This is a genomic window from Ewingella americana (genome assembly GCF_006438725.1).
Taxonomy (GTDB): Bacteria; Pseudomonadota; Gammaproteobacteria; order Enterobacterales; family Enterobacteriaceae; genus Ewingella; species Ewingella americana_A.
Window position 1 is genome coordinate 1 of the sequence record NZ_RCZD01000002.1, and the last position, 18756, is coordinate 18756.

General features: G+C 54.9%; 18 protein-coding genes and 1 pseudogene. 8 read left to right on the forward strand and 11 right to left on the reverse strand.

Features of this window, described 5'->3' with window-relative positions; genetic code table 11:
* Window positions 1-27: 27 nt before the first annotated feature.
* The 4 genes and pseudogenes from EAH77_RS03105 to EAH77_RS03115 all read right to left on the reverse strand — a co-directional run bounded on the left by EAH77_RS03105 (window position 28) and on the right by EAH77_RS03115 (window position 2794).
* Window positions 28-1209, reverse strand: a complete 1182-nt coding sequence (locus EAH77_RS03105; protein WP_140470366.1) for an IS4 family transposase — start codon at window positions 1207-1209, stop codon at window positions 28-30.
* 110 nt (window positions 1210-1319) lie between these two features.
* Window positions 1320-1508, reverse strand: a pseudogene (locus EAH77_RS25455) (IS4 family transposase); the annotation flags it as partial.
* A gap of 176 nt (window positions 1509-1684) precedes the next feature.
* A complete protein-coding gene (locus EAH77_RS03110) occupies window positions 1685-2218 on the reverse strand; it encodes a GNAT family N-acetyltransferase (RefSeq protein WP_140470367.1) in 534 nt (177 codons plus the stop codon).
* 33 nt (window positions 2219-2251) lie between these two features.
* Window positions 2252-2794: a helix-turn-helix domain-containing protein gene (locus tag EAH77_RS03115; protein WP_140470853.1), complete on the reverse strand. Its 543-nt coding sequence runs from the start codon at window positions 2792-2794 to the stop codon at window positions 2252-2254.
* A gap of 226 nt (window positions 2795-3020) precedes the next feature.
* On the opposite strand from EAH77_RS03115, the gene EAH77_RS03120 reads away from it, so the two are divergent.
* The 6 genes from EAH77_RS03120 to EAH77_RS03145 are packed head-to-tail and all read left to right on the forward strand — an operon-like array spanning window position 3021 to window position 8227.
* A complete protein-coding gene (locus EAH77_RS03120; RefSeq protein ID WP_140470368.1) occupies window positions 3021-3803 on the forward strand; it encodes a MerR family transcriptional regulator in 783 nt (260 codons plus the stop codon).
* A complete protein-coding gene (locus EAH77_RS03125; protein WP_140470369.1) occupies window positions 3793-4248 on the forward strand; it encodes a nuclear transport factor 2 family protein in 456 nt (151 codons plus the stop codon). The genes EAH77_RS03120 and EAH77_RS03125 overlap by 11 nt, the downstream gene beginning before the upstream one ends.
* Window positions 4245-4961: an SDR family NAD(P)-dependent oxidoreductase gene (locus tag EAH77_RS03130; RefSeq protein ID WP_140470370.1), complete on the forward strand. Its 717-nt coding sequence runs from the start codon at window positions 4245-4247 to the stop codon at window positions 4959-4961. Before EAH77_RS03125 ends, EAH77_RS03130 begins: the two co-directional genes overlap by 4 nt.
* A 7-nt stretch (window positions 4962-4968) precedes the next feature.
* On the forward strand, window positions 4969-6282 hold the full coding sequence (locus EAH77_RS03135; protein WP_140470371.1) for an NAD(P)/FAD-dependent oxidoreductase: 1314 nt from the start codon (window positions 4969-4971) through the stop codon (window positions 6280-6282).
* Window positions 6279-6995 carry a DUF1365 domain-containing protein gene (locus tag EAH77_RS03140; protein ID WP_140470372.1) on the forward strand — a complete coding sequence of 239 codons (717 nt, stop codon included), beginning with the start codon at window positions 6279-6281 and terminating at the stop codon, window positions 6993-6995. The genes EAH77_RS03135 and EAH77_RS03140 overlap by 4 nt, the downstream gene beginning before the upstream one ends.
* A 2-nt stretch (window positions 6996-6997) precedes the next feature.
* Window positions 6998-8227: an SAM-dependent methyltransferase gene (locus EAH77_RS03145; protein ID WP_140470373.1), complete on the forward strand. Its 1230-nt coding sequence runs from the start codon at window positions 6998-7000 to the stop codon at window positions 8225-8227.
* Window positions 8228-8930: 703 nt separating this feature from the next.
* Here EAH77_RS03145 and yedA read toward each other — a convergent pair.
* Window positions 8931-9854, reverse strand: a complete 924-nt coding sequence (yedA, locus tag EAH77_RS03150) for a drug/metabolite exporter YedA (RefSeq protein WP_140470374.1) — start codon at window positions 9852-9854, stop codon at window positions 8931-8933.
* A gap of 222 nt (window positions 9855-10076) precedes the next feature.
* Here yedA and EAH77_RS25765 point away from each other — a divergent pair, with 222 nt between their 5' ends.
* Complete coding sequence (locus tag EAH77_RS25765) at window positions 10077-10253, forward strand: hypothetical protein (protein ID WP_162541439.1); 177 nt, start codon at window positions 10077-10079, stop codon at window positions 10251-10253.
* A 45-nt stretch (window positions 10254-10298) separates the two neighbouring features.
* On the opposite strand, the gene EAH77_RS03155 is transcribed toward EAH77_RS25765, so the two are convergent.
* The 4 genes from EAH77_RS03155 to osmF all read right to left on the reverse strand — a co-directional run bounded on the left by EAH77_RS03155 (window position 10299) and on the right by osmF (window position 14182).
* Entirely contained in the window at window positions 10299-11051 is a 753-nt protein-coding gene (locus EAH77_RS03155; RefSeq protein ID WP_140470375.1) for an ABC transporter permease, read from the reverse strand.
* Window positions 11048-11992 (reverse strand): ABC transporter ATP-binding protein, encoded by a 945-nt coding sequence (locus EAH77_RS03160; RefSeq protein ID WP_140470376.1) that lies wholly within the window; start codon window positions 11990-11992, stop codon window positions 11048-11050. The genes EAH77_RS03155 and EAH77_RS03160 overlap by 4 nt, the downstream gene beginning before the upstream one ends.
* Complete coding sequence (locus EAH77_RS03165) at window positions 11989-13152, reverse strand: ABC transporter permease (RefSeq protein WP_140470377.1); 1164 nt, start codon at window positions 13150-13152, stop codon at window positions 11989-11991. The genes EAH77_RS03160 and EAH77_RS03165 overlap by 4 nt, the downstream gene beginning before the upstream one ends.
* Before the next feature lie 91 nt (window positions 13153-13243).
* A complete protein-coding gene (osmF, locus tag EAH77_RS03170) occupies window positions 13244-14182 on the reverse strand; it encodes a glycine betaine ABC transporter substrate-binding protein OsmF (protein ID WP_140470378.1) in 939 nt (312 codons plus the stop codon).
* A gap of 347 nt (window positions 14183-14529) precedes the next feature.
* Between osmF and EAH77_RS03175 the strand changes: the two genes are divergently transcribed.
* The gene (locus EAH77_RS03175; protein ID WP_140470379.1) at window positions 14530-16002 is read left to right on the forward strand and encodes an MFS transporter; all 1473 of its coding nucleotides are present in this window, start codon (window positions 14530-14532) and stop codon (window positions 16000-16002) included.
* A 647-nt stretch (window positions 16003-16649) separates the two neighbouring features.
* Here the strand turns inward: EAH77_RS03175 and EAH77_RS03180 are convergent.
* Window positions 16650-17756 carry a suppressor of fused domain protein gene (locus EAH77_RS03180; RefSeq protein WP_140470380.1) on the reverse strand — a complete coding sequence of 369 codons (1107 nt, stop codon included), beginning with the start codon at window positions 17754-17756 and terminating at the stop codon, window positions 16650-16652.
* Between the two features lie 277 nt (window positions 17757-18033).
* Window positions 18034-18693, reverse strand: coding sequence for a TetR/AcrR family transcriptional regulator (locus EAH77_RS03185; RefSeq protein WP_140470381.1), 660 nt, complete (start codon window positions 18691-18693; stop codon window positions 18034-18036).
* Window positions 18694-18756 lie beyond the last annotated feature (63 nt).

An 18756-nucleotide genomic window follows, 5' to 3' on the forward strand; every position in this document is an offset into this window, starting at 1 on the left:
ATGAGGGATCCCCACAAATTACTCTTCTCACCAATGAGACACTGAGTCGTAGTTTTTTTGCCAGATATTGAAGGCGTTCAATATGTTGGCTGCTGTGATTAAATCGGATTCATGGCGCAGCACGTTTCTTGCTAATGTCTGGAATGAAAGGACCCTGCGAGTCTTTATTGTATTTGCCTGGTATGAATGATGTTTCCCTGTCAGTTCAATAAGATATCCAATGAACCATGTCATGACTGACGCTATCATTGACAGGAGGCACAGGACATTCAGCCGGGCTATTCCTGTACTCCCGCTGTGACGCCAGCCGAAGCCAAAGCGAGGATTCTTCTCATCTCTGAAGTTCTGTTCTATCTGCATTCTTTTGCCGTAGATATTAATCACATCCCTGGCTTTATCTGTTCCGATCGAAGAAAAAATCAGCCATGCCGCTTTTCCACTGCGCCGATACTCTTTCTCAGATGAGCCGTATTTTACTCGCTTTGTCCTGCGCTTTTTAGGTAGCGCTTTATAGGTATAAAAGTGGCCTCTGATTTGACTCTTTCTGGTTTTATTGAGTAACCCTGCGCCGAGTGCTTTCGGTATTTTGGACGCCAATTCTGTCAGTGTCTCAGAATTGGCCCACTGTTCGCTACAGTCCAACCGGCTATGAACGTTCCCACGGATACGACCGACAAAATCCCATCCAATGGCTTTAACATGACTAAACCAGGGTGACTGATAACCTGCATCAGTCACAATAACGACCGATTTATCGGGTCCGACTATGTGTTTTAGCTCATCCAAGAATGTGACGTGGACGTCATGATTTCCTTGTTGTTTTAGCGTTTCAATACGGTTTAACAGAGGAATAGCCCGACCTTCGAATAACAAAGAGGCCCTGAGCATCTGGAACTCTTGCCGCCAGCAAGCACTCCAGTCAACGGCAATAATGAGGTGTGAAAGCGAGGAAATGATATGGCGAGAGATGGAACAATAAAGCCCGGGAATATCATGTTGAAGGCGAGGATTAGCCATTAATCGGTCGACGCGTTTTATTTTATGTTTCACTTTTGCGGAACCGGGCAAATAGCGCCCTATGCTGGTGAGGGTTAAAGATGCCCCGCGAACTAAAGTCATAGACATAGAAATCAAGGCGTCACGCCGATAAACATGAATATGGGAAAGGGATTTTTGGAGAAATTTCTGGCAAACTTGTGCGACAGGCATAGCCGGGGTCCTTTACTTTTTGTTGGCGCACGAAGTAGATCATATCCCGCTATGCCTGTCTGCATTTTGTGGGGAGCCATCAGNTGTTGAAGGCGAGGATTAGCCATTAATCGGTCGACGCGTTTTATTTTATGTTTCACTTTTGCGGAACCGGGCAAATAGCGCCCTATGCTGGTGAGGGTTAAAGATGCCCCGCGAACTAAAGTCATAGACATAGAAATCAAGGCGTCACGCCGATAAACATGAATATGGGAAAGGGATTTTTGGAGAAATTTCTGGCAAACTTGTGCGACAGGCATAGCCGGGGTCCTTTACTTTTTGTTGGCGCACGAAGTAGATCATATCCCGCTATGCCTGTCTGCATTTTGTGGGGAGCCATCAGGTCCAGAGGCCCGCGCGACTGCGGGTCTCTGGTCGGTGTGGGCCGACGCCCACGACCTTGACCTTGAATTTGAATTTAAAATGAAATTTGTAATTAAAGCACCTTGTACATCACTGTCGTCGACTCCAATTCCCCCTCTGTGGAAACGGCATAAACCGGAATTCGCCCCGCCACTTTATATTCCAGCGAGGTGTATAACCCCTCGGCGGCACCGCCGGAAATGGTGTCCAGCACCAGCAGAGTTTTGCCCGCGCTGCGCGCGACCAGCTCAATGGCCACCATCAGCGAACGGGCGATACCCAGACGGCGGGCGTCGGGGTGAACCATCAGCTTATTCACATCGCCACGATGGGTTCCGTTGGCAGGCTGGCTGACAGCCAGTTGCACCGTACCCACAATCTTGCCGTTCAGCCGCGCCACCAGCAAACGGCGCTCTCCTGACATGAAGGCAGAAATGAGTTTCTGCCAAAACACCAGCGCCTGGGCGTGCCCGAAAGGCGGAACAAAACCGATACTCGCCCCCTGCGCTACCGCCTGATCCAGCGTTTCAGCCAGTTGATTCAGGTCATCGGCGCTGAGATCGCCGTCAAACACTTCGGTCACAACCACTTCATTTTTTTTCGACATGCTGCTTGCCTCTGGGGTGACGGGTGGAGGATTTTAAGGCCGGGAGATGGCGATAACGTAGTGCGCGTCATCCGGCCCGTGAACGTGAAAGGATGACGTGCCGAACAGGTGGAAGCGCAGACTGTCACCCTTTTCCAGCCGGAAATGGCGCTGATCGAGTGTCAGTTCCAGCACGCCTTCAAGCAGCCAGATATGCTGCTCCAGGCCAGCCACCGGCGGTGAATCATAGGAGATTGTCGCACCGGCTTTAAGCTTTCCGGCCATCAGTTCAGCGCGAAAACCGTGGGCCGGTGGCGAAACCGAACGTCTTTCGAAACCGGTGTCCGTATCCCGCCATACCGACTGCTGCCCGTGGCGGATAAGCTCCGGCGGGTTGTCCTCCAGCGCCATCAACAGGCGGGAAGTGGTTAACCCATAAGCTGCACTGAGTTTGCCGAGCAGTGAGGCGGTCGGGCTGTTCTCCCCGCGCTCAATGCGCGACAACGTCGCCCGGCTGATACCGGTCTTTGCCGACAACACTTCCAGCGACCATCCCTGATTGACCCGCAGATACGCCAGCCTTTCCGCCAGCCGCATGTCGTCGTTCAGATGCTCCTCTTCCACAGTTCTCACCTTTCAATAAATTCCCAATATCGAGAATTTATTTCATATATGAGATTTTCGCAAGAGTCATTCCGTGAATAAATGTTGTTGGTTAATCCAACCCGCAGCGGTTGAAGTTGTACAACAACAATAAGCTTGTACAAGTTTATCTATACCAGCTAGAGTAAATATTAACGGTATGAATATTTCGGAAGGTTTTATGTCTCTGTACAGCATCGGCGAAGTCGCCCGTATTTGTGGTATCAATCCCGTCACCCTGCGTGCGTGGCAGCGCCGCTATGGCCTGCTTAAACCTCAGCGCACCGAAGGCGGCCACCGGCTATTTGGTGACCAGGATCTCGATACCATCCGCGTCATTTTGTCGTGGATCAATCGGGGCGTGCCGGTCGGGCAGGTTAAAGCCTTACTGGAAGGCAAAGTTGAACCACTACCGAATAGCTGGTCACAGTCGGAACATCGCCTGCTGGATGCATTGCAAAATAACAATATGCAGAAAGTGCGTCAGTTGCTCAGCGAACTGGGCCGTGACTACCCGGCCAACGCGCTGGTCAATAATGTACTGCGCCCACTGCGTTCCCGGCTCAGTTCCGGCGGCCCTTCATTGATGCTGCTGCGCAACTTGCTGGACGGCATCCTGATTGAACACACAGTGATGTGCCTGAATGCCGCCCGTAAAAAACCCGGCGTGCGGGTCGTGCTGTTGGGATGGGGGCCGATGGACAACACCGAACTCTGGCTTGAAGCCATTATTCGTAGCGAAGAAGGCGTGCAGATTGACGTGCTGCCGCAGCCACTTGATGAACCGTATTTGGACAACATCAGCGCGCATCAGATTCTGTTGTGGTCCGAGGGCAGGCTGACCCGCTTGCAGAAAAATAAAATGATCCAGTGGCGCGAGCAGGGTCTGTCTGTCGGCTTGCTCGGCAGCGCTGCGCTGCTTACTGAATCTGACCCCCGCCAAGGAGACAATCATGACCTCTAGCCCTACTGATACCAACGACCTGATGGGTCCTCTCGAACGGCTGGCTGATTTTTATCGTCAGCTTGATGACAGCCAACTGCCACAGTTGTCGCGCATTTATCACCCACAGATTGAATTTATTGATCCCGTCGGTCAGCACCACGGCGTGGATGCGCTGGAGCATTACTTCCGACAGTTGCTGAAAACCATGAATTACTGCCGTTTTGATGTCCAGCGGACACTGTGCAATGGCAGCGAAGCCACACTGTTATGGCGTATGGACTATTCCCACCCTTCACTGAATAAGGGCCAGGATTTGTCGCTCGACGGGATCAGCCATCTGCGGCTGGCCGACGATCTGATTATCTATCAGCGCGACTATTACGATTTGGGGGCCATGTTATATGAGCATATTCCGATGCTGGGAACCGCCGTCAAAGCGTTAAAGACAAGGTTGAAATCATGAGTCATGTCTTGATTACCGGTGCCAGTTCCGGCATTGGTAAACAGCTGGCGTTGGACTATGCCGCCGACGGCTGGAAAGTGACCGCCTGCGGGCGTGAACACGCCAGGCTCGAAGCACTGAATATGGCCAACCCGGCTATCGACACCCTGAGTTTCGATATGACCGATCTGACTTTAGCCCGCCAGGCCCTCGCCTGGATCCAGGCTGACCTGATTATTTTGTGTGCAGGAACCTGCGAATACCTGGACAACGGCGTCGTCGATGCAGAGAAAGTGACGCGGGTCATGAACACCAATGTGATCGGCCCGATCAACTGCCTTGACGCCCTGCTGCCGGGTTTGCAAACCGGTGCGCGTGTGGTGCTGGTCGGATCAACCGCTTCGCTGGTGCCGTTGCCACGAGCCGAGGCCTATGGCGCATCCAAAGCAGCGTTGGCCTATTTCGCCCGCTCTCTGGCGCTTGATCTTGCCCCGCGTGGGATCCACGTTTCATTTGTCATGCCCGGCTTTGTCAAAACGCCGCTGACCGAGCGCAACGATTTCCCGATGCCGATGATGGTCAGCGCCGAGAAAGCCTCTCAATATATCCGTGATGGTCTGGCACGCCAAGCCAGTGAAATTGCCTTCCCGCCGCTGTTTGCGTGGTTGCTAAAAACGGTCACCCTGCTGCCCCTGGCATGGCAAAAACGACTGACCCAACGGCTGGTAAGGTAACCGACTGATGAAAATTGCTATTATCGGCAGCGGTATTTCCGGGCTGAGCTGCGCCTGGATGTTGTCCCGCCAGTCACCCGACTGTGCTGTTACCGTATTTGAAGCCAGTGAAACACTTGGCGGCCACACGGCCACAGTGGATATTTCCCTCGACGGCCGTGACTACGCCATTGATACCGGGTTCATCGTTTACAACACGCGGACTTACCCGAACTTCATCGCCCTGCTGGACGAGTTAGGTTTGCAGGGGCAACCAACCGAAATGAGTTTTTCGGTACGCAATCCGCAAAGTGGAATGGAGTACAACGGGCATACGCTGAATACACTTTTCGCCCAGCGCGGCAACGTTTTCAAACCGAGATTCTGGCGTTTTCTGCGCGAAATTTTACGTTTCAATGCATTGTGCAAACAGCAGCTGAACAACCCGAATAATGACGAAGTGACCCTCGGCGATCTGCTGGATCAGAACCAGTTTTCTGAGTTCTTCGCCCTGCATTATGTCCTGCCGATGGGCGCGGCTATCTGGTCATCTTCACTGGGAGATATGATCCAATTCCCACTGTCACTCTTTCTGCGTTTCTTCGAAAACCACGGTCTGCTGGACGTCGCCAACCGTCCGCAGTGGATGGTGGTGCCCGGCGGCTCGCGGGAATATATTCGCCGGATGCAGCAGAAACTCCCTGCCCATGTTGAATTACTGACTGCCACACCGGTGCGTAGCGTGTTCCGCCATGCCGCGGGCGTCACGCTGCAAACCCCACGTGGTGCGGAGCATTTCGATCAGGTGATTTTCGCCTGCCACTCGGATCAGGCACTGGCGTTGCTCGGCGAGAATGCCAGCGATGATGAAAAAGAGATCCTTGGCGCGCTGCCGTACCAGTCCAACGACATCATTCTGCACACCGATACGCGCCATCTGCCAAAGCAGAAACGGGCATGGGCCAGTTGGAATTACCTGCTGCCGGTGGAAGACCCGACGGTCCGGGAGCGCCAGGCCAGCGTGACTTACAACATGAATATCTTGCAGGGCCTGTATTCACCGCACACCTTCTGCGTGTCGCTGAACCCGGCCACGCCGGTAGACGAAAGCAAAATCCTGTTCCGCGTCCAGTACATGCATCCGGTACTTAACCTCGCCAGTCATGACGCCCAACAGCAACGTGGCTGGATCAACGGCCATCACCACAGTTGGTTCTGCGGCGCTTATTGGTACAACGGGTTTCATGAAGACGGCGTAAACAGCGCCCGCGACGTCGTCGACCAGCTGCTAAAAAGTCCAGCGCACACGCGTCAAGCGCACTCTAAACCGGTGGCGTCATGAACAGCACGCTGTACGTCGGCGGGGTGCGTCATCGCCGGTTTACACCGGTAGAACACCATTTCGACTACGCGATTTTTATGCCGCTTATCGATCTCGATGAGCTGGATCAGCTGCATCAGGTTGGGATCCGGCTGGAGACGTTTTCCGCCGCCAGCTTCCGGCGCAGCGATTATCTGGGCGGCGGTGACATTAAAACCAAAGCCCAGGATCGCATTGCCGAACTGACCGGTGTCCGGCTGACAGGCCGGGTGATGCTGCTGTGTCAGCTACGCTATTTCGGGTTGTATTTTAATCCGGTCAATTTTTACTACTTATATGACAGCAACGATGTATTGCGCTGGATGCTGACCGAGGTGCGCAATACGCCGTGGAACGAACGTCACACTTACGCCGTCTTGCCAGACGGCAGCCTGCCGGTCGCCAAAGCGTTTCATGTTTCGCCATTCAACCCGATGGACATGGTTTATCACTGGCAGCTGACCCCGCCCGGAAAACAGTTACGCGTACATATAGAGAACCACCGCAAAACGCGGGAGTTCGATGCCACGCTGACCCTCAAAGCCCAGCCGCTGACCCGCCAGACCTTGCGCAAACAGCTCTGGCGACTGCCGTTAATGACCGGTAAAACCGCCGTCACCATCTACTTGCAGGCGGTAAAACTGTGGCTCAAACGCACGCCTGTTTATTCTCACCCTCCCGCTGATAAGGACTGACGATGAGCAATCCCGATGTACAGCTTGTCCGTAATGGCGCAGAAAACCGTCGCAGCAAAACGGCACGCAGTGTGATTCTCAGCGTCCTGAAACAGCTGAGCGGTGCCGGTTTAACGATTCAGGAGCCGGGAGCGGAGCCGCTGTTTTTCGGCGATGAGAGTGCGCCGTTGCAAGGCGTGATTGAAGTCCAGCAGTTGCGCGCCTATCGCCGTGTATTGCTGGGAGGCAGCATTGCGGCCGGTGAAAGTTTCATCGATGGCGACTGGACGACCCCAAACCTGACCGCCGTACTGCAATTACTGGCCGAAAACCTCGGACTGGTTGATAAAATAGGAGCCCGCCTGAGCTGGCTGAGCGCGCCGGTGCACGGCCTGATCCACTTGCTGCGCAGCAATAGCCGTAAGCAGGCGCGCAAAAATATCTCGGCACATTATGACCTCGGTAATGACTTCTATCAGGGCTTTCTCGACAGCCAGATGCTCTATTCTTCGGCCTGGTATCAGGAACCGCAGATGACGCTCGAGCAGGCGCAACAGGCAAAAATGCGTCGCCTGTGCGAGCAATTGCAACTGCGCCCCGGGGATCATCTGCTGGAAATTGGTACCGGCTGGGGCGCAATGGCGGAATTCGCCGCACGCGAATACGGTTGTCAGGTCACCACCACCACCATTTCCCGCGAACAGTATGATTTTGCCGTACATCGTATGGAAAAAGCCGGGCTGAGCGACCGGGTCACCGTGCTATTTGAAGACTATCGCGCACTGCGCGGCCAGTACGACAAACTGGTGTCTATCGAGATGATCGAAGCGGTCGGTAAACGTTATTTACCCACCTTTTTCAAACGCTGCAATGCACTGTTAAAGCCCCAGGGGCGCATGGCGATTCAGGCCATCACCATCGCGGATCAACGCTATAAGTATTACAGCCGCAATGTGGACTTCATTCAGCGCTATGTTTTCCCCGGCGGTTTCCTGCCCTCGATCACCGCCATGAGCGAGGCCATGACCCGTCACACCGGTCTGGTGGTACGCGACCTGTTTGATATCGGCTCCGACTACGCCCGCACGTTGCACGAATGGCGCGAGCGTGTCGTCAGCTACTGGAACCAGCAAACCTCACCCGACAGCGATGATCGCTTCAAACGGCTTTGGCTGTTTTATCTGTGCTACTGCGAGGCGGGTTTCCGGGCGCGCACCATCAGTACCGTGCAGATGACCGCAGAGAGGCGCTAGCCCTCCCTGGGCTGCCGCCCAAACCTGCTTTTAAATTCAAAGTCGCGGGCATCGGCCCACACCGGTGAACCTTGGGCCGCCGCCCAAACCCGCTTTTAAATTCAAATTCCAGTTCAAGACCGTGGGCGTCGGCCCACACCGACCAGAAGGCGGCCAGTCGCCGCCGCCCTCTGGACTCCCGGGCTTTTTAATGGAACACCGGCAGCTGCGCTGGTCACAATGGCCGTGTTTCAGGTATTTCCGTTATAGCCGCAAACTCCGCCGCTGCGCGGTAATCTCAGTTCGGGCTTCAACCCGCGTAAAACCCCACGCGGTTTTGCGCCTCTCCCTCGACGTCGTTTTGAACGCGGCCGAAGATTTTTCAAATTCAAATTCAAATTTAAATTTAAATTTAAATTCAAAACCAGTGTGGTGTTGACCTTCAAAATGTTGGGGCCGCATTCAAAAATGACGCTGAGCAAGCGGTTCGAGACCATAGGCTCGAAACCCACAGCGAAGGTACCGCCTAAGCGGCGACATTTTGCGGCTGTCACTGAGATACCTGAAACACGGCCATCCCGATTCAGCGATAGCGCGCAGTTAAAAAAACGCAGGATTCCAAAGGAGGTTCGTTTAAACCTCCTTTGGGCCCGTGTGGGCGGCGAGCCCACGGTTTTGAACTGGAATTTGAATTTAAAAGCGCCTTTGGGCAGCCGCCCAGAAACTACCGGTCGGGGTTAACCTCCTGTAAAGAAGCCGGTTTTCTTCCAAAAACAAACTTCCCTAAGGTCACCAGCAGGACGGCGCAGAGGATCACCGCCAGCGCAGCCCATTCAACCGGTGACAACCATTCGCCACCGAAACTGATACCCAGCAGCACCGCCACCATAGGGTTGACGTAGGCGTAACTGGTGGCAATCGCCGGGCGGACGGTTTTCAGCAGGAACATATAGGCGCTGATGGCAATCATCGAGCCAAACACCATCAGGTAACCGAGTGCCAGAAAACCGCTTAATGGCGGCATCGCGGTTAGGTGTTCGCCGCTGAGACGGCTGGCGACCAGCAGCACCCCACCCGCGACAATCATCTCGGCGGCACCGGCCATCAGACCGACCGGCAGCGTGAGACGGGAACTCCACACCGAGCCAAACGCCCAGCTCAGGGAGGCCAACAGGATCAGCAGCGCGCCCCACGGATTACCACCGAGATTACTGCCGGTGTTGAGCAGCACAATCCCAAACAGGCCGATGCCGACGCCGGTCCACTCCAGACGGCTGTTCGGCATTCCCCAGAAGCGGCTAAAGCACAGGGTAAACAGCGGCACCGTCGCCACCATCACCGCAGCAATGCCCGACGGCACCTGCATATGTTCAGCTACGGTGACCAACCCGTTACCCACGGCCAGCAGCAAAATACCGATAGCACCGGCGGCCAGCCACTGTTTGAGCGACGGCACTTTGTGTCCGCGCAGCAGCAGAAACGCAAACATTACGCAGCCCGCGACAAAGAAACGCAGACCGGCCATCATCAGCGGCGGCCAGCTTTCAACACCCACGCGGATGACAAAATAGGTAGAACCCCAGATAAAATAGAGGGCGAACAGCGCGGCAATCAACGGCAACAAAGAACGGGTGGCGGAACGGGTCATGATGAAGGCACTTTTAAGCATAAATTCGAAGGCAAACAGTTAACGCTATTGCTTATCGACGCGGCAAGTGAATCTGTGCTATCGCAGCAAAATGTTGCTAAATAGTTTCACGATATGTTGATTTGCAGTGCAAACATGAACAGACCCGTGACTTCGCATGAATAGACTGTTGCAGGCAGGGGCAAACGCCTTATAATTCCGCGCAATTATTAAAGAGGTTCTATGATGAATACGTTCGGCAAAAAATGTCTTATCGCCCTGTTCGGCCTGATGGCTATTGGCGCTATCGGCGGCGTGATGGTGGCGGGTTATGCAGTGGTTATCCAGGATGACAAAGCACCGGATACCAGCACAGCACCGGCTGTAACCCCAGCGCCAGCGGCTCATAACGCGTCCTGACGGCGCGTTTTCTTTTCAGTTTCCCCCACGTTTTCACGCGCACTTTTACACCTGCGCCGGTGTCACCTGCCAGCGTTGCAAATAACGGCTCCAGCGCTCGAATGCCATGTCAACGATGATCGCCAGCAGTGCCACAATGATCGCCCCCTGCAATACATAGGCCGTATTAAAACCACTCAGACCGATAATGATCGGTGAACCGAGACTTTGTGTGCCCACCGTCGAGGCAATAGCCGCCGTGCCAATATTGATAATCACGGAGGTACGGATCCCGGCGACGATCACCGGTGCCGCCAGCGGCATTTCCACCTTGGTGAGGATTTGCCAGCGGCTCATGCCGACGCCCTGCGCAATTTCACGTGCCGAAGCCGATACCGATTCAATACCCGCAATGGTGCCCTGCAAAATCGGCAATAAGCCGTAAAGCACCAACGCAATGATGGCCGGTTTTTCGCTAAACCCCATCACCGGCACCGCCACTGCCAGCACCGCGACGGGAGGAAAAGTCTGCCCCATCGCGACGATGGTCTCCACCAGCGAGCGGAACTCTTTTCCCGCATGACGAGTGACGCCTACCCCTGCCGCCACGCCAATCATTACGGCGATAAAGCTTGAGATACCCACTAAAAGCAGATGCGCCTCTACCAGTGCTGCAAAGCTCTCTTGCTGGTAGACAGGACGGTCCAGCGCCGGAAACAGCCAGTGAAACAAGCCGCCGAGCGAGGTCATGCCAAACACCAGCGCAATCAGCAAGAGGGTCACCCAGGGAAGGGGATCTTTCAGCCAGCGCAGGATCATGCCTCACTCCTTTCGGCCACTAAATCAGCGAAATGCAGCACGCCAAGCGGTTGTCCATTTTCATCGATCACCGGTAACTGTTCGGTATGACGCGCCACAAATACCGACAGCGCTTCACGCAGCGTCATGGACGCCGCAACGGGCTGCTGATGTGTCGCCAGCAGCTCACCGCGCCTGGTACGTTCCCCCACCAGCCCGAGCGACAGCAGTTTGATGCCCATATCGCTGCGGCCAAAGAAGTCACGCACGAATGGCGTCGCCGGTTTAGTCAGCATTTCCAGTGGCGTTCCCTGCTGGATCACCTGCCCTTCATTTAATAAAACGATGCGGTCCGCCAGGCTCAGCGCTTCGTCAATATCATGGGTGACCAGCACGATAGTACGGTTAGTCAGTTGATGAATACGCGCCACTTCCTGTTGCAGCGTGGCGCGGGTGACTGGATCGAGTGCGCCGAAAGGTTCGTCCATCAACAGTACTTCGGGGTCAGACGCCAATGCACGCGCCACGCCGACGCGCTGCTGTTGCCCGCCGGACAGCTGATGCGGATAACGTTGGCGAAACTGCGCGGGATCCAGATGCAGCAGTTCCATCAGCTCCGTCACGCGGTCGCGAATTTTAGCTTTCGGCCACTTGAGCAGCTGCGGCACGGTGGCGATGTTCTCTTCCACCGTCCAGTGCGGAAACAGGCCGATGGACTGAATGGCGTAGCCCATGCGGCGACGCAGATCCTGCGCGCGGAATTTTTCTATCGGTTCACCGGCAAAGGTAATTTGCCCCTGATCATGCTCCACCAGCCGGTTAATCATCTTCAGGGTGGTCGATTTCCCCGAACCTGAGGTGCCAATCAGCACCGTAAACTCGCCTTTGGCCATCTCCAGCGTCAGGTCGCGGACGACCGCTTTTCCGGCAAAGTGTTTGCTTACCTGCTTGAAATGAATCATCTGCGTGAGGTTTCCAACATTGAGACTAAAAATTTAAAGATGCCATCGACAATCACCGCCATCAGCACCACCGGGATCACCCCGAGCAGCACCAGATCCAGCGCACTGCTGAGCAGCCCCTGGAACATAATCGCGCCAAGGCCGCCCGCCCCAATCAGCGCAGCGACCACCGCCATGCCAACGGTTTGTACCGCCACGATACGCACGCCGCTAAGGATCACCGGCAGGGCAATCGGCATCTGCACTTTATAAAACACCTGCATCCGGTTCATGCCCATGCCACGGGCCGATTCAATCACCCCTGATGAGACTGAATCCAGTCCGGCAATCACACTGCGCACCAGCGGCAGCAGCGAGTAAAGCACCAGCGCGATGATGGCCGGCGCCAGCCCGATACCGCTGATACCGTGCTCCGCCAGCCACGGCATGGCTTTCGCCAGCCCCGCCAACGGTGCCAGCAACAGGCCAAACAGGGCAATCGACGGGACGGTCTGAATGATGTTAAGTACGGAAAGAATGGGCATCTGCCAGCGCGCCGAACGGTGACAAACCATGCCAAGCGGCAGGCCGAGCAGCACCGCAGGAACCAGCGTGCCGAACAAAATCCCCAGATGCTGCCACAGTGCGTCGTTGAAGACATCCGAGCGGTTGTCGTACTCCTTGAGCAAGGAGAGTTCGCTGAGCTGACCGCTGCCGATCAGCAGAACGATGGGTACAATCACCTGCAAATTGAGCAAAATCCGCCAGGTATGATTTAGCGTAAAACGGGAGATGGCGTCGGAGGCAATCAGCAAAGATAACGCCGCGCAGGCCCAGAATCCGCCACCGAGCGAGGTTCGCGCCAGACTCTCTTCGTCCCCCCCGGTCAGAGTCACGGCGGTATGCCCCGCCAGCGCCGTCATACCAAACAGCAGCACTTCCGCCAGCAGCATGACCACCAAGGTATTGCGACGCGAAGGTGTGAAAAATGAAAACAGCAGCAGCAATACGGGAAGCAGTAACAGCGCGCCCAGCCCGTTGAGCAGGCTGAAGAGCGAAATGCCCTGCCCCGATACCAGCCGGTTAGGCGCGTGGCTGAGAAAAGCCAACCCGGAGCCGGTGGCAATAAGGAGGATCACCAGCGTCAGTAGCACGCGGTTTTTAACGAAGTCCTGGGTCAAAAAAATCACCTGAAGCTAAAAAATCGGCCCGCGCCACCGGTCATCACCAGCATTGCGGGCCTGAATCATTATTCTGCCATCATGGCAGCGCTTATTTTTTCACAAAGCCTTTTTCCTGCAGATATTTCGCCGCCACTTTCTTCGCATCCATGCCGCCTACGGCGATTTTCGCGTTGAGTTTTTGCAGCGTCGGGCCGTCAAGTGAATCAAATACCGGTTTCAGCAGTTCAGGAATATTAGGATGCGCTTTCAGCACGGATTCACGGATGATCGGCGCAGGGGCGTAAATCGGCTGCACGCCTTTCGGATCGGCCAGTGTTTGCAGGCCCAGCGCCGCCACCGGGCCGTCGGTGCCGTAGGCCATCGCTGCGTTCACCCCGGAGGTTTTTTCCGCTGCCGCTTTAATGGTCACCGCCGTATCACCGCCTGCCAGCGACAGCAGTTGGTTCTGTTTCAGCTTGAAGCCGTAGGCATTTTCAAACGCCGGTAAGGCATCCGGGCGCTCGATAAATTCAGCCGAGGCCGCCAGTTTGAAATCACCGCCGCCGTTGATCCACTTGCCGAGATCGTCGAGGTTTTGCAGATGATTGGCCGTCGCTACGTCCTGACGCACCGCGATGGTCCAGGTGTTGTTGGCCGGAGAAGCGTCCAGCCAGACGATTTTATTCTGGTCGTAATCGAGCTTTTTGACTTTCTCATAACCGGCTTTGGCATCTTTCCACGCCGGGTCTTTTTCATCGGAGAAGAAGAAAGCGCCGTTACCCGTGTACTCTGGGTAGATATCAATTTCACCGGCGGTGATCGCCCCGCGCAACACCTTGGTGTTACCCAGTTGCAGTTTGTTGGTGGTCTTGATGCCGTTGGCTTCCAGCACCTGAATGATCAGATTACCGAGCAGCGACCCTTCGGTATCAATTTTCGACCCGACGCGCACATTGTCCGCCGCCTGCGCAGGGAGACTCATCGCTGAAACCATCGCCAGCGTCGCCGCCGCTGCTATCCCACGCATACGTCCTGTCAAGAAAGCCATGTTATTTCCTCTTAGCGGGTTACTTTTACGTTAAGGCTTTAACTGCCATCAACATCATCATTTATTTAAAAAAACACGTGTGATCAAGGATAGACCAATTTTGCCGACGGGCACAAAACGGCGGGCCATAACAGCAGCACCCGGTTTTCAAGTAAATGGCTTATTTGCGCATAGCTTTGCCATCAAATAGCTAAGGTCACAGGCTGTGTGCAAAACGGATCCTGCGCGCCTCAGATGAAAATCTTTTAAATTATAACCAATTAATTTACATCATGAATAAAATTCAGTTGTGACGAAGGTCACGCGCCTTCTATGCTGGTTTTTTGTCAAAAAGCGTAAATAACATAATGTCAGATTCATTTACGGCGGCTCACGCCGGTTCAGGGAATACAGGTTCCGTCAGCGAAGCGCCGGTTTTCATCCGTTCAGCTGCCGATATCACCCAGTTAGTTAACCGTGGCGCAGCCAAACTCAGCGATGCACGCGTTGTGATTGCCATTGCGCTCGGCGGCGTGTTCCTCGACGCCTACGATCTCGGCGCGCTGGCTTTCGGCATGAAAGATATCACCCGCCAGTTCGGTCTGACGCCATCCGGCGCAGGCTTTGTGGCGTCAGCCATCACCTTCGGGGCGATTATTGGCGCATTATTCGGTGGCTATTTGACCGATAAAATTGGCCGTTACCGCGTCTTCATGGCCGATATGTTCTTCTTTGTGATCGCTGCACTGGCCTGCGCGTTTGCCCCGAATGAATGGGTACTGGGCGGCTCGCGCTTCGTAATGGGACTGGGTGTCGGTATCGACTTACCGGTAGCGATGGCGTTTCTGGCCGAATTTTCCAAACTTCAGGGACGCGGCAATAAAGCCTCGCGCGTGGCGATGTGGTGCCCGACCTGGTATGCGGCTATCAGTATTTCCTATCTGCTGGTGCTGCTGTTATACGCGGTGTTACCGGCCACTCATACCGACTGGCTGTGGCGTCTGATCCTCGGTTTTGGTGCGGTCCCGGCCATACTGATTATTCTTATCCGTCATCGCTATATGAATGAATCTCCGGTCTGGGCTGCCAATCAGGGCGACCTGCAGGGCGCGGCGGCAATTTTGCGTAAGTCTTACAACATCAATGCCGTGGTCGCCGACGATGCCAGCCTGACGCCCGCGGTCAAAGTGCGCAAAGCCGCGTGGCGCAACTACGGCACGCTGTTGCAGGGCGTGTATCTGCGCCGCACCGTGCTGGCAACCGTGACCGCCGTGGCCTCTTCTTTCGCCTATAACGCCGTGGCCTTTGGTCTGCCGGTTATCCTGTCGAGTTTCCTCAAGCAGTCGATGATCAGCACCATCCTGTTCTCCCTCGGCCTGAACCTGTGCTTCGCCTTCGTCGGCGGGCTGATTGCAGTGCGTTATGTGTCTAAATTCGGTGCGTGGAAAATGACCTATGCCGGTTACGCCTGCCAGTTGGTGGCGATGATAGGCCTCGCACTGGTCGGCCGCCCGGCTGATGGCGCAGAAGCCGCGATTTCCATCGCGATGCTGGCGCTGTTCCTGTTCGGTCAGGGCTTCGGGCCGGGTTCGCACACCATGACTTTCGCCTCGCTAAGTTACCCGACATCACTGCGCGGTATGGGTGTCGGTTTCAACCAAACCCTGATGCGCAGCAGTTCGACCGTTTCTCTGTTCCTGTTCCCGGTGCTTTCCGCCGCCCTCGGGACCGGGGTTTTTTGGGTAATTGCGCTGGCGCCACTGGCGGGATTAGTCGTGCTGACGGCGATTCGGTGGGAACCGTCAGGGTATGATGTAGATGCAGAGGATTTTCAGGGATAAACCTGATTGGGTTTATCACCTCGCCGGTGAGGGCTAATTCAAGGTCAAGGTCAAGGCCGTGGGCCTGCTGCCCACACCTGCTTTAAAGTCAACACCGTGGGCCTGCTGCCCACACCCGCCCAGAAGGCGGCCAGTCGCCGCCGCCCTCTGGACTCCCGGGCTTTTTCATGAGGCACCCGCAGCTGCGCGGGTCACAATGGTCGTGTTTCAGGGATTTCCGTTATAGCCGTAAAATGTCAGCCCTTCGGGCTTCCCGGCTGCGGGTTCGAGCCAACGGTAAAAATGTTGTCTCTCCACCGACTTGCCGGTGACATTTTGAACACGGCCGGGGCTTCTTTAAATTCAAAACCAAAACCAAATACCATCTCTGTTTTTGTTTTTAAAAAAGTCCGGGCCGCATTCAAAAATGGCGCTGAGCAAGTGATTCGAGACCTGAGGCTCGAAACCCGCAGCGAAGGCACCGCCTAAGCGGCGGCATTTTGCGGCTATAACCAAAGTGACTGAAACACGGCCATTGTGACCCGCGCAGTTGCTGTTTTTAAAAGGCGCGGGAGTCCAGAGAGCGCGCGCCTACGCGCCTTCTGGGCCAGTTTGGGTGGCAACCCAAGGTCTTGATTTTGAACTTTAAGACCAGTTTGGGTGGCAACCTAAATCACAGGTGCTCGCGGGGCAAACACATGGCGTGCCCCCTGCCCGATCATCGCGGCCACCAGATCAAATCCCCCGTTGGGCCGCGAGAGTGCAAACTCCCGTTCTGCGGTAAAGATCGGGCTTATCCAGAACAGGTTTACCGGGTCACCATAGCTGTCAGGCAATGACATTTTGCTCGACGCCGAGCAGAGCGCAGAGGAGATCACGTGACCTTCGTAACCCAGTGGTGCCATTGGCGAAATCAGCGTATGCCCTTCCCCCAGCCAGCTCAGCGTGGTCCACGGCAGTTGTGCATAGCCGGAGAGCGCACTGGCCATCTGCACCGCATTCTCTTCGTTCACATACTCTTTGCCGACGGCGAATGCCAGTTCAATACGCCGGTGTTCACGGGCCTCATCGTTGAAAATAATATCGATTTGCGGCATCGGGCGGATACTCATACCCAGCGTAAAGAAATAATAATTCTCCTCATCTTCATGCTGGGAAATGGCCATCGGCGGCCAGTTGCCCTGATCGATACCGTAATATTTCACCGACGGGCCAAAGCGCTCTTCATAACGATCAAGATATTTACGCTGGATTTTCGGCCAGGGATTTTGGTCTTCCTGCTGCCAGTCACGCCAGAACTGGCGGGTTTTATCGGCAAGGGCGTATTGGGTATTGGTGGAGGCAGAACCCAGTGGGAAGGTGAGTGGATTCTGTTTGATACAACCCGCGGAATAGCAGACAGCGTGGTCGATATACAGGCTCCAGCCGGGGATCACCGCCAACAGCAACCCCTGATACCAGAGTGCGGCACCGTCATCACTTTCATTCCACAGGATCTGAATGTGCGCAGGGTCTAACGGCGCTTCGGCTTCAAGACTACGGCAGTATTGCGCGGCCAGCATCGGCGCCTGTCCGTTATCCATTGCGCCCTGATCATCTTGCAAAGGGGCAGGAGAAAGATTGCGGATCCAGCAGGCGCGCATACGCGGGAAACGATCGCGTAAATCTTCGTGGGCAAAAATATAGAAATAGGCCACGCGGTCATCCTGCTCGACCAGCGCGCTCAGGGTGTGTTTATCGTTACTGACTTCAACGAGAATATCTGACTGGCGCATAAAACCTCTACGGGTAGGGCCTCAATAGGAATATGAAGCGTCTGGGTCGCTTTCCAGTCAGTGTAGAACGGTTATCACGCCACGATAACGGGCAAAAGTCCCAAAAGTCCTCGCCCCTGCGCTTTTTCATCGCGATTGCGGACCGGCATTTACCTACATGCGGGGTGCTCTGTCGCAAAAAATGCAAAGTAAAACGCCAGGGCTGGCTATTGGAAAATAGCAGTGACCTGGCGTTGCGTTTAACGTCTTCTGCGACGTCGTGGAACGGGATGTAAATTTAATGCGCGAGCGGTTTCGCGGCGGTGGCCTTGTTCAGTTCAGGCCACAGAACCATCACCAGATCAATCAGGCGGTGAAGCTGTTCGGCGCTGGCACCGTCACGTGCCTGCACGGACATCCCCTGAATGGTACAGGCCAAATATTTGGCCAGCAGCGCGCTGTCCGTGGATTGCGGCACTTCGTTGCTGAGTTTTTTCTTTTCGAAAAACTCCTGCAACGTGCGTTCCTGCGAAAGATGACGACCGCGTAGCATTTCTGCGATGTCCTGCGATGAGGACGACATCCCCGAGGACGCGCTGACCATAAAGCAGCCGCTTGGGGTATCACAGTCGGTAAACAGTTCTGCCGTAGTGCGCAGATACTGCTCGATAGCTTGCTCGACGGACAAATCTGTTCTGCTTAACAGACAGAAACTCTTTTCGTAAAAGGTTGCCAGATAATGTTCAACGGCTGCGCGGAATAACCCTTCTTTATTACCAAACTCGGCATATAAGGTGGGGGCTTTCGCACCAGTAGCTTCGACCAAATCCGCTAATGAAGTGGCCTCATAGCCATGACGCCAGAATAAATTCAGGGCCTTGCTCAGAGCAGTTCCACGATCGAACTGTTTTGGGCGACCGCGACTTTTCCGGACCAAAGCCGTCTGTTCAGTGCTCATACACCCTCCTTCCATCACCCTAGTGGTTCTGGTTGTTTAAATAATATAACGATCATTATTAAA

Coding starts and splice junctions, on each gene's coding strand:
- EAH77_RS03105 (WP_140470366.1), bottom strand. CDS start 1,209: ATGCCTGTCGCACAAGTTTGCCAGAAATTTCTCCAAAAATCCCTTTCC.
- EAH77_RS03110 (WP_140470367.1), bottom strand. CDS start 2,218: ATGTCGAAAAAAAATGAAGTGGTTGTGACCGAAGTGTTTGACGGCGAT.
- EAH77_RS03115 (WP_140470853.1), bottom strand. CDS start 2,794: ATGCGGCTGGCGGAAAGGCTGGCGTATCTGCGGGTCAATCAGGGATGG.
- EAH77_RS03120 (WP_140470368.1), top strand. CDS start 3,021: ATGTCTCTGTACAGCATCGGCGAAGTCGCCCGTATTTGTGGTATCAAT.
- EAH77_RS03125 (WP_140470369.1), top strand. CDS start 3,793: ATGACCTCTAGCCCTACTGATACCAACGACCTGATGGGTCCTCTCGAA.
- EAH77_RS03130 (WP_140470370.1), top strand. CDS start 4,245: ATGAGTCATGTCTTGATTACCGGTGCCAGTTCCGGCATTGGTAAACAG.
- EAH77_RS03135 (WP_140470371.1), top strand. CDS start 4,969: ATGAAAATTGCTATTATCGGCAGCGGTATTTCCGGGCTGAGCTGCGCC.
- EAH77_RS03140 (WP_140470372.1), top strand. CDS start 6,279: ATGAACAGCACGCTGTACGTCGGCGGGGTGCGTCATCGCCGGTTTACA.
- EAH77_RS03145 (WP_140470373.1), top strand. CDS start 6,998: ATGAGCAATCCCGATGTACAGCTTGTCCGTAATGGCGCAGAAAACCGT.
- yedA (WP_140470374.1), bottom strand. CDS start 9,854: ATGACCCGTTCCGCCACCCGTTCTTTGTTGCCGTTGATTGCCGCGCTG.
- EAH77_RS25765 (WP_162541439.1), top strand. CDS start 10,077: ATGATGAATACGTTCGGCAAAAAATGTCTTATCGCCCTGTTCGGCCTG.
- EAH77_RS03155 (WP_140470375.1), bottom strand. CDS start 11,051: ATGATCCTGCGCTGGCTGAAAGATCCCCTTCCCTGGGTGACCCTCTTG.
- EAH77_RS03160 (WP_140470376.1), bottom strand. CDS start 11,992: ATGATTCATTTCAAGCAGGTAAGCAAACACTTTGCCGGAAAAGCGGTC.
- osmF (WP_140470378.1), bottom strand. CDS start 14,182: ATGGCTTTCTTGACAGGACGTATGCGTGGGATAGCAGCGGCGGCGACG.
- EAH77_RS03175 (WP_140470379.1), top strand. CDS start 14,530: ATGTCAGATTCATTTACGGCGGCTCACGCCGGTTCAGGGAATACAGGT.
- EAH77_RS03180 (WP_140470380.1), bottom strand. CDS start 17,756: ATGCGCCAGTCAGATATTCTCGTTGAAGTCAGTAACGATAAACACACC.
- EAH77_RS03185 (WP_140470381.1), bottom strand. CDS start 18,693: ATGAGCACTGAACAGACGGCTTTGGTCCGGAAAAGTCGCGGTCGCCCA.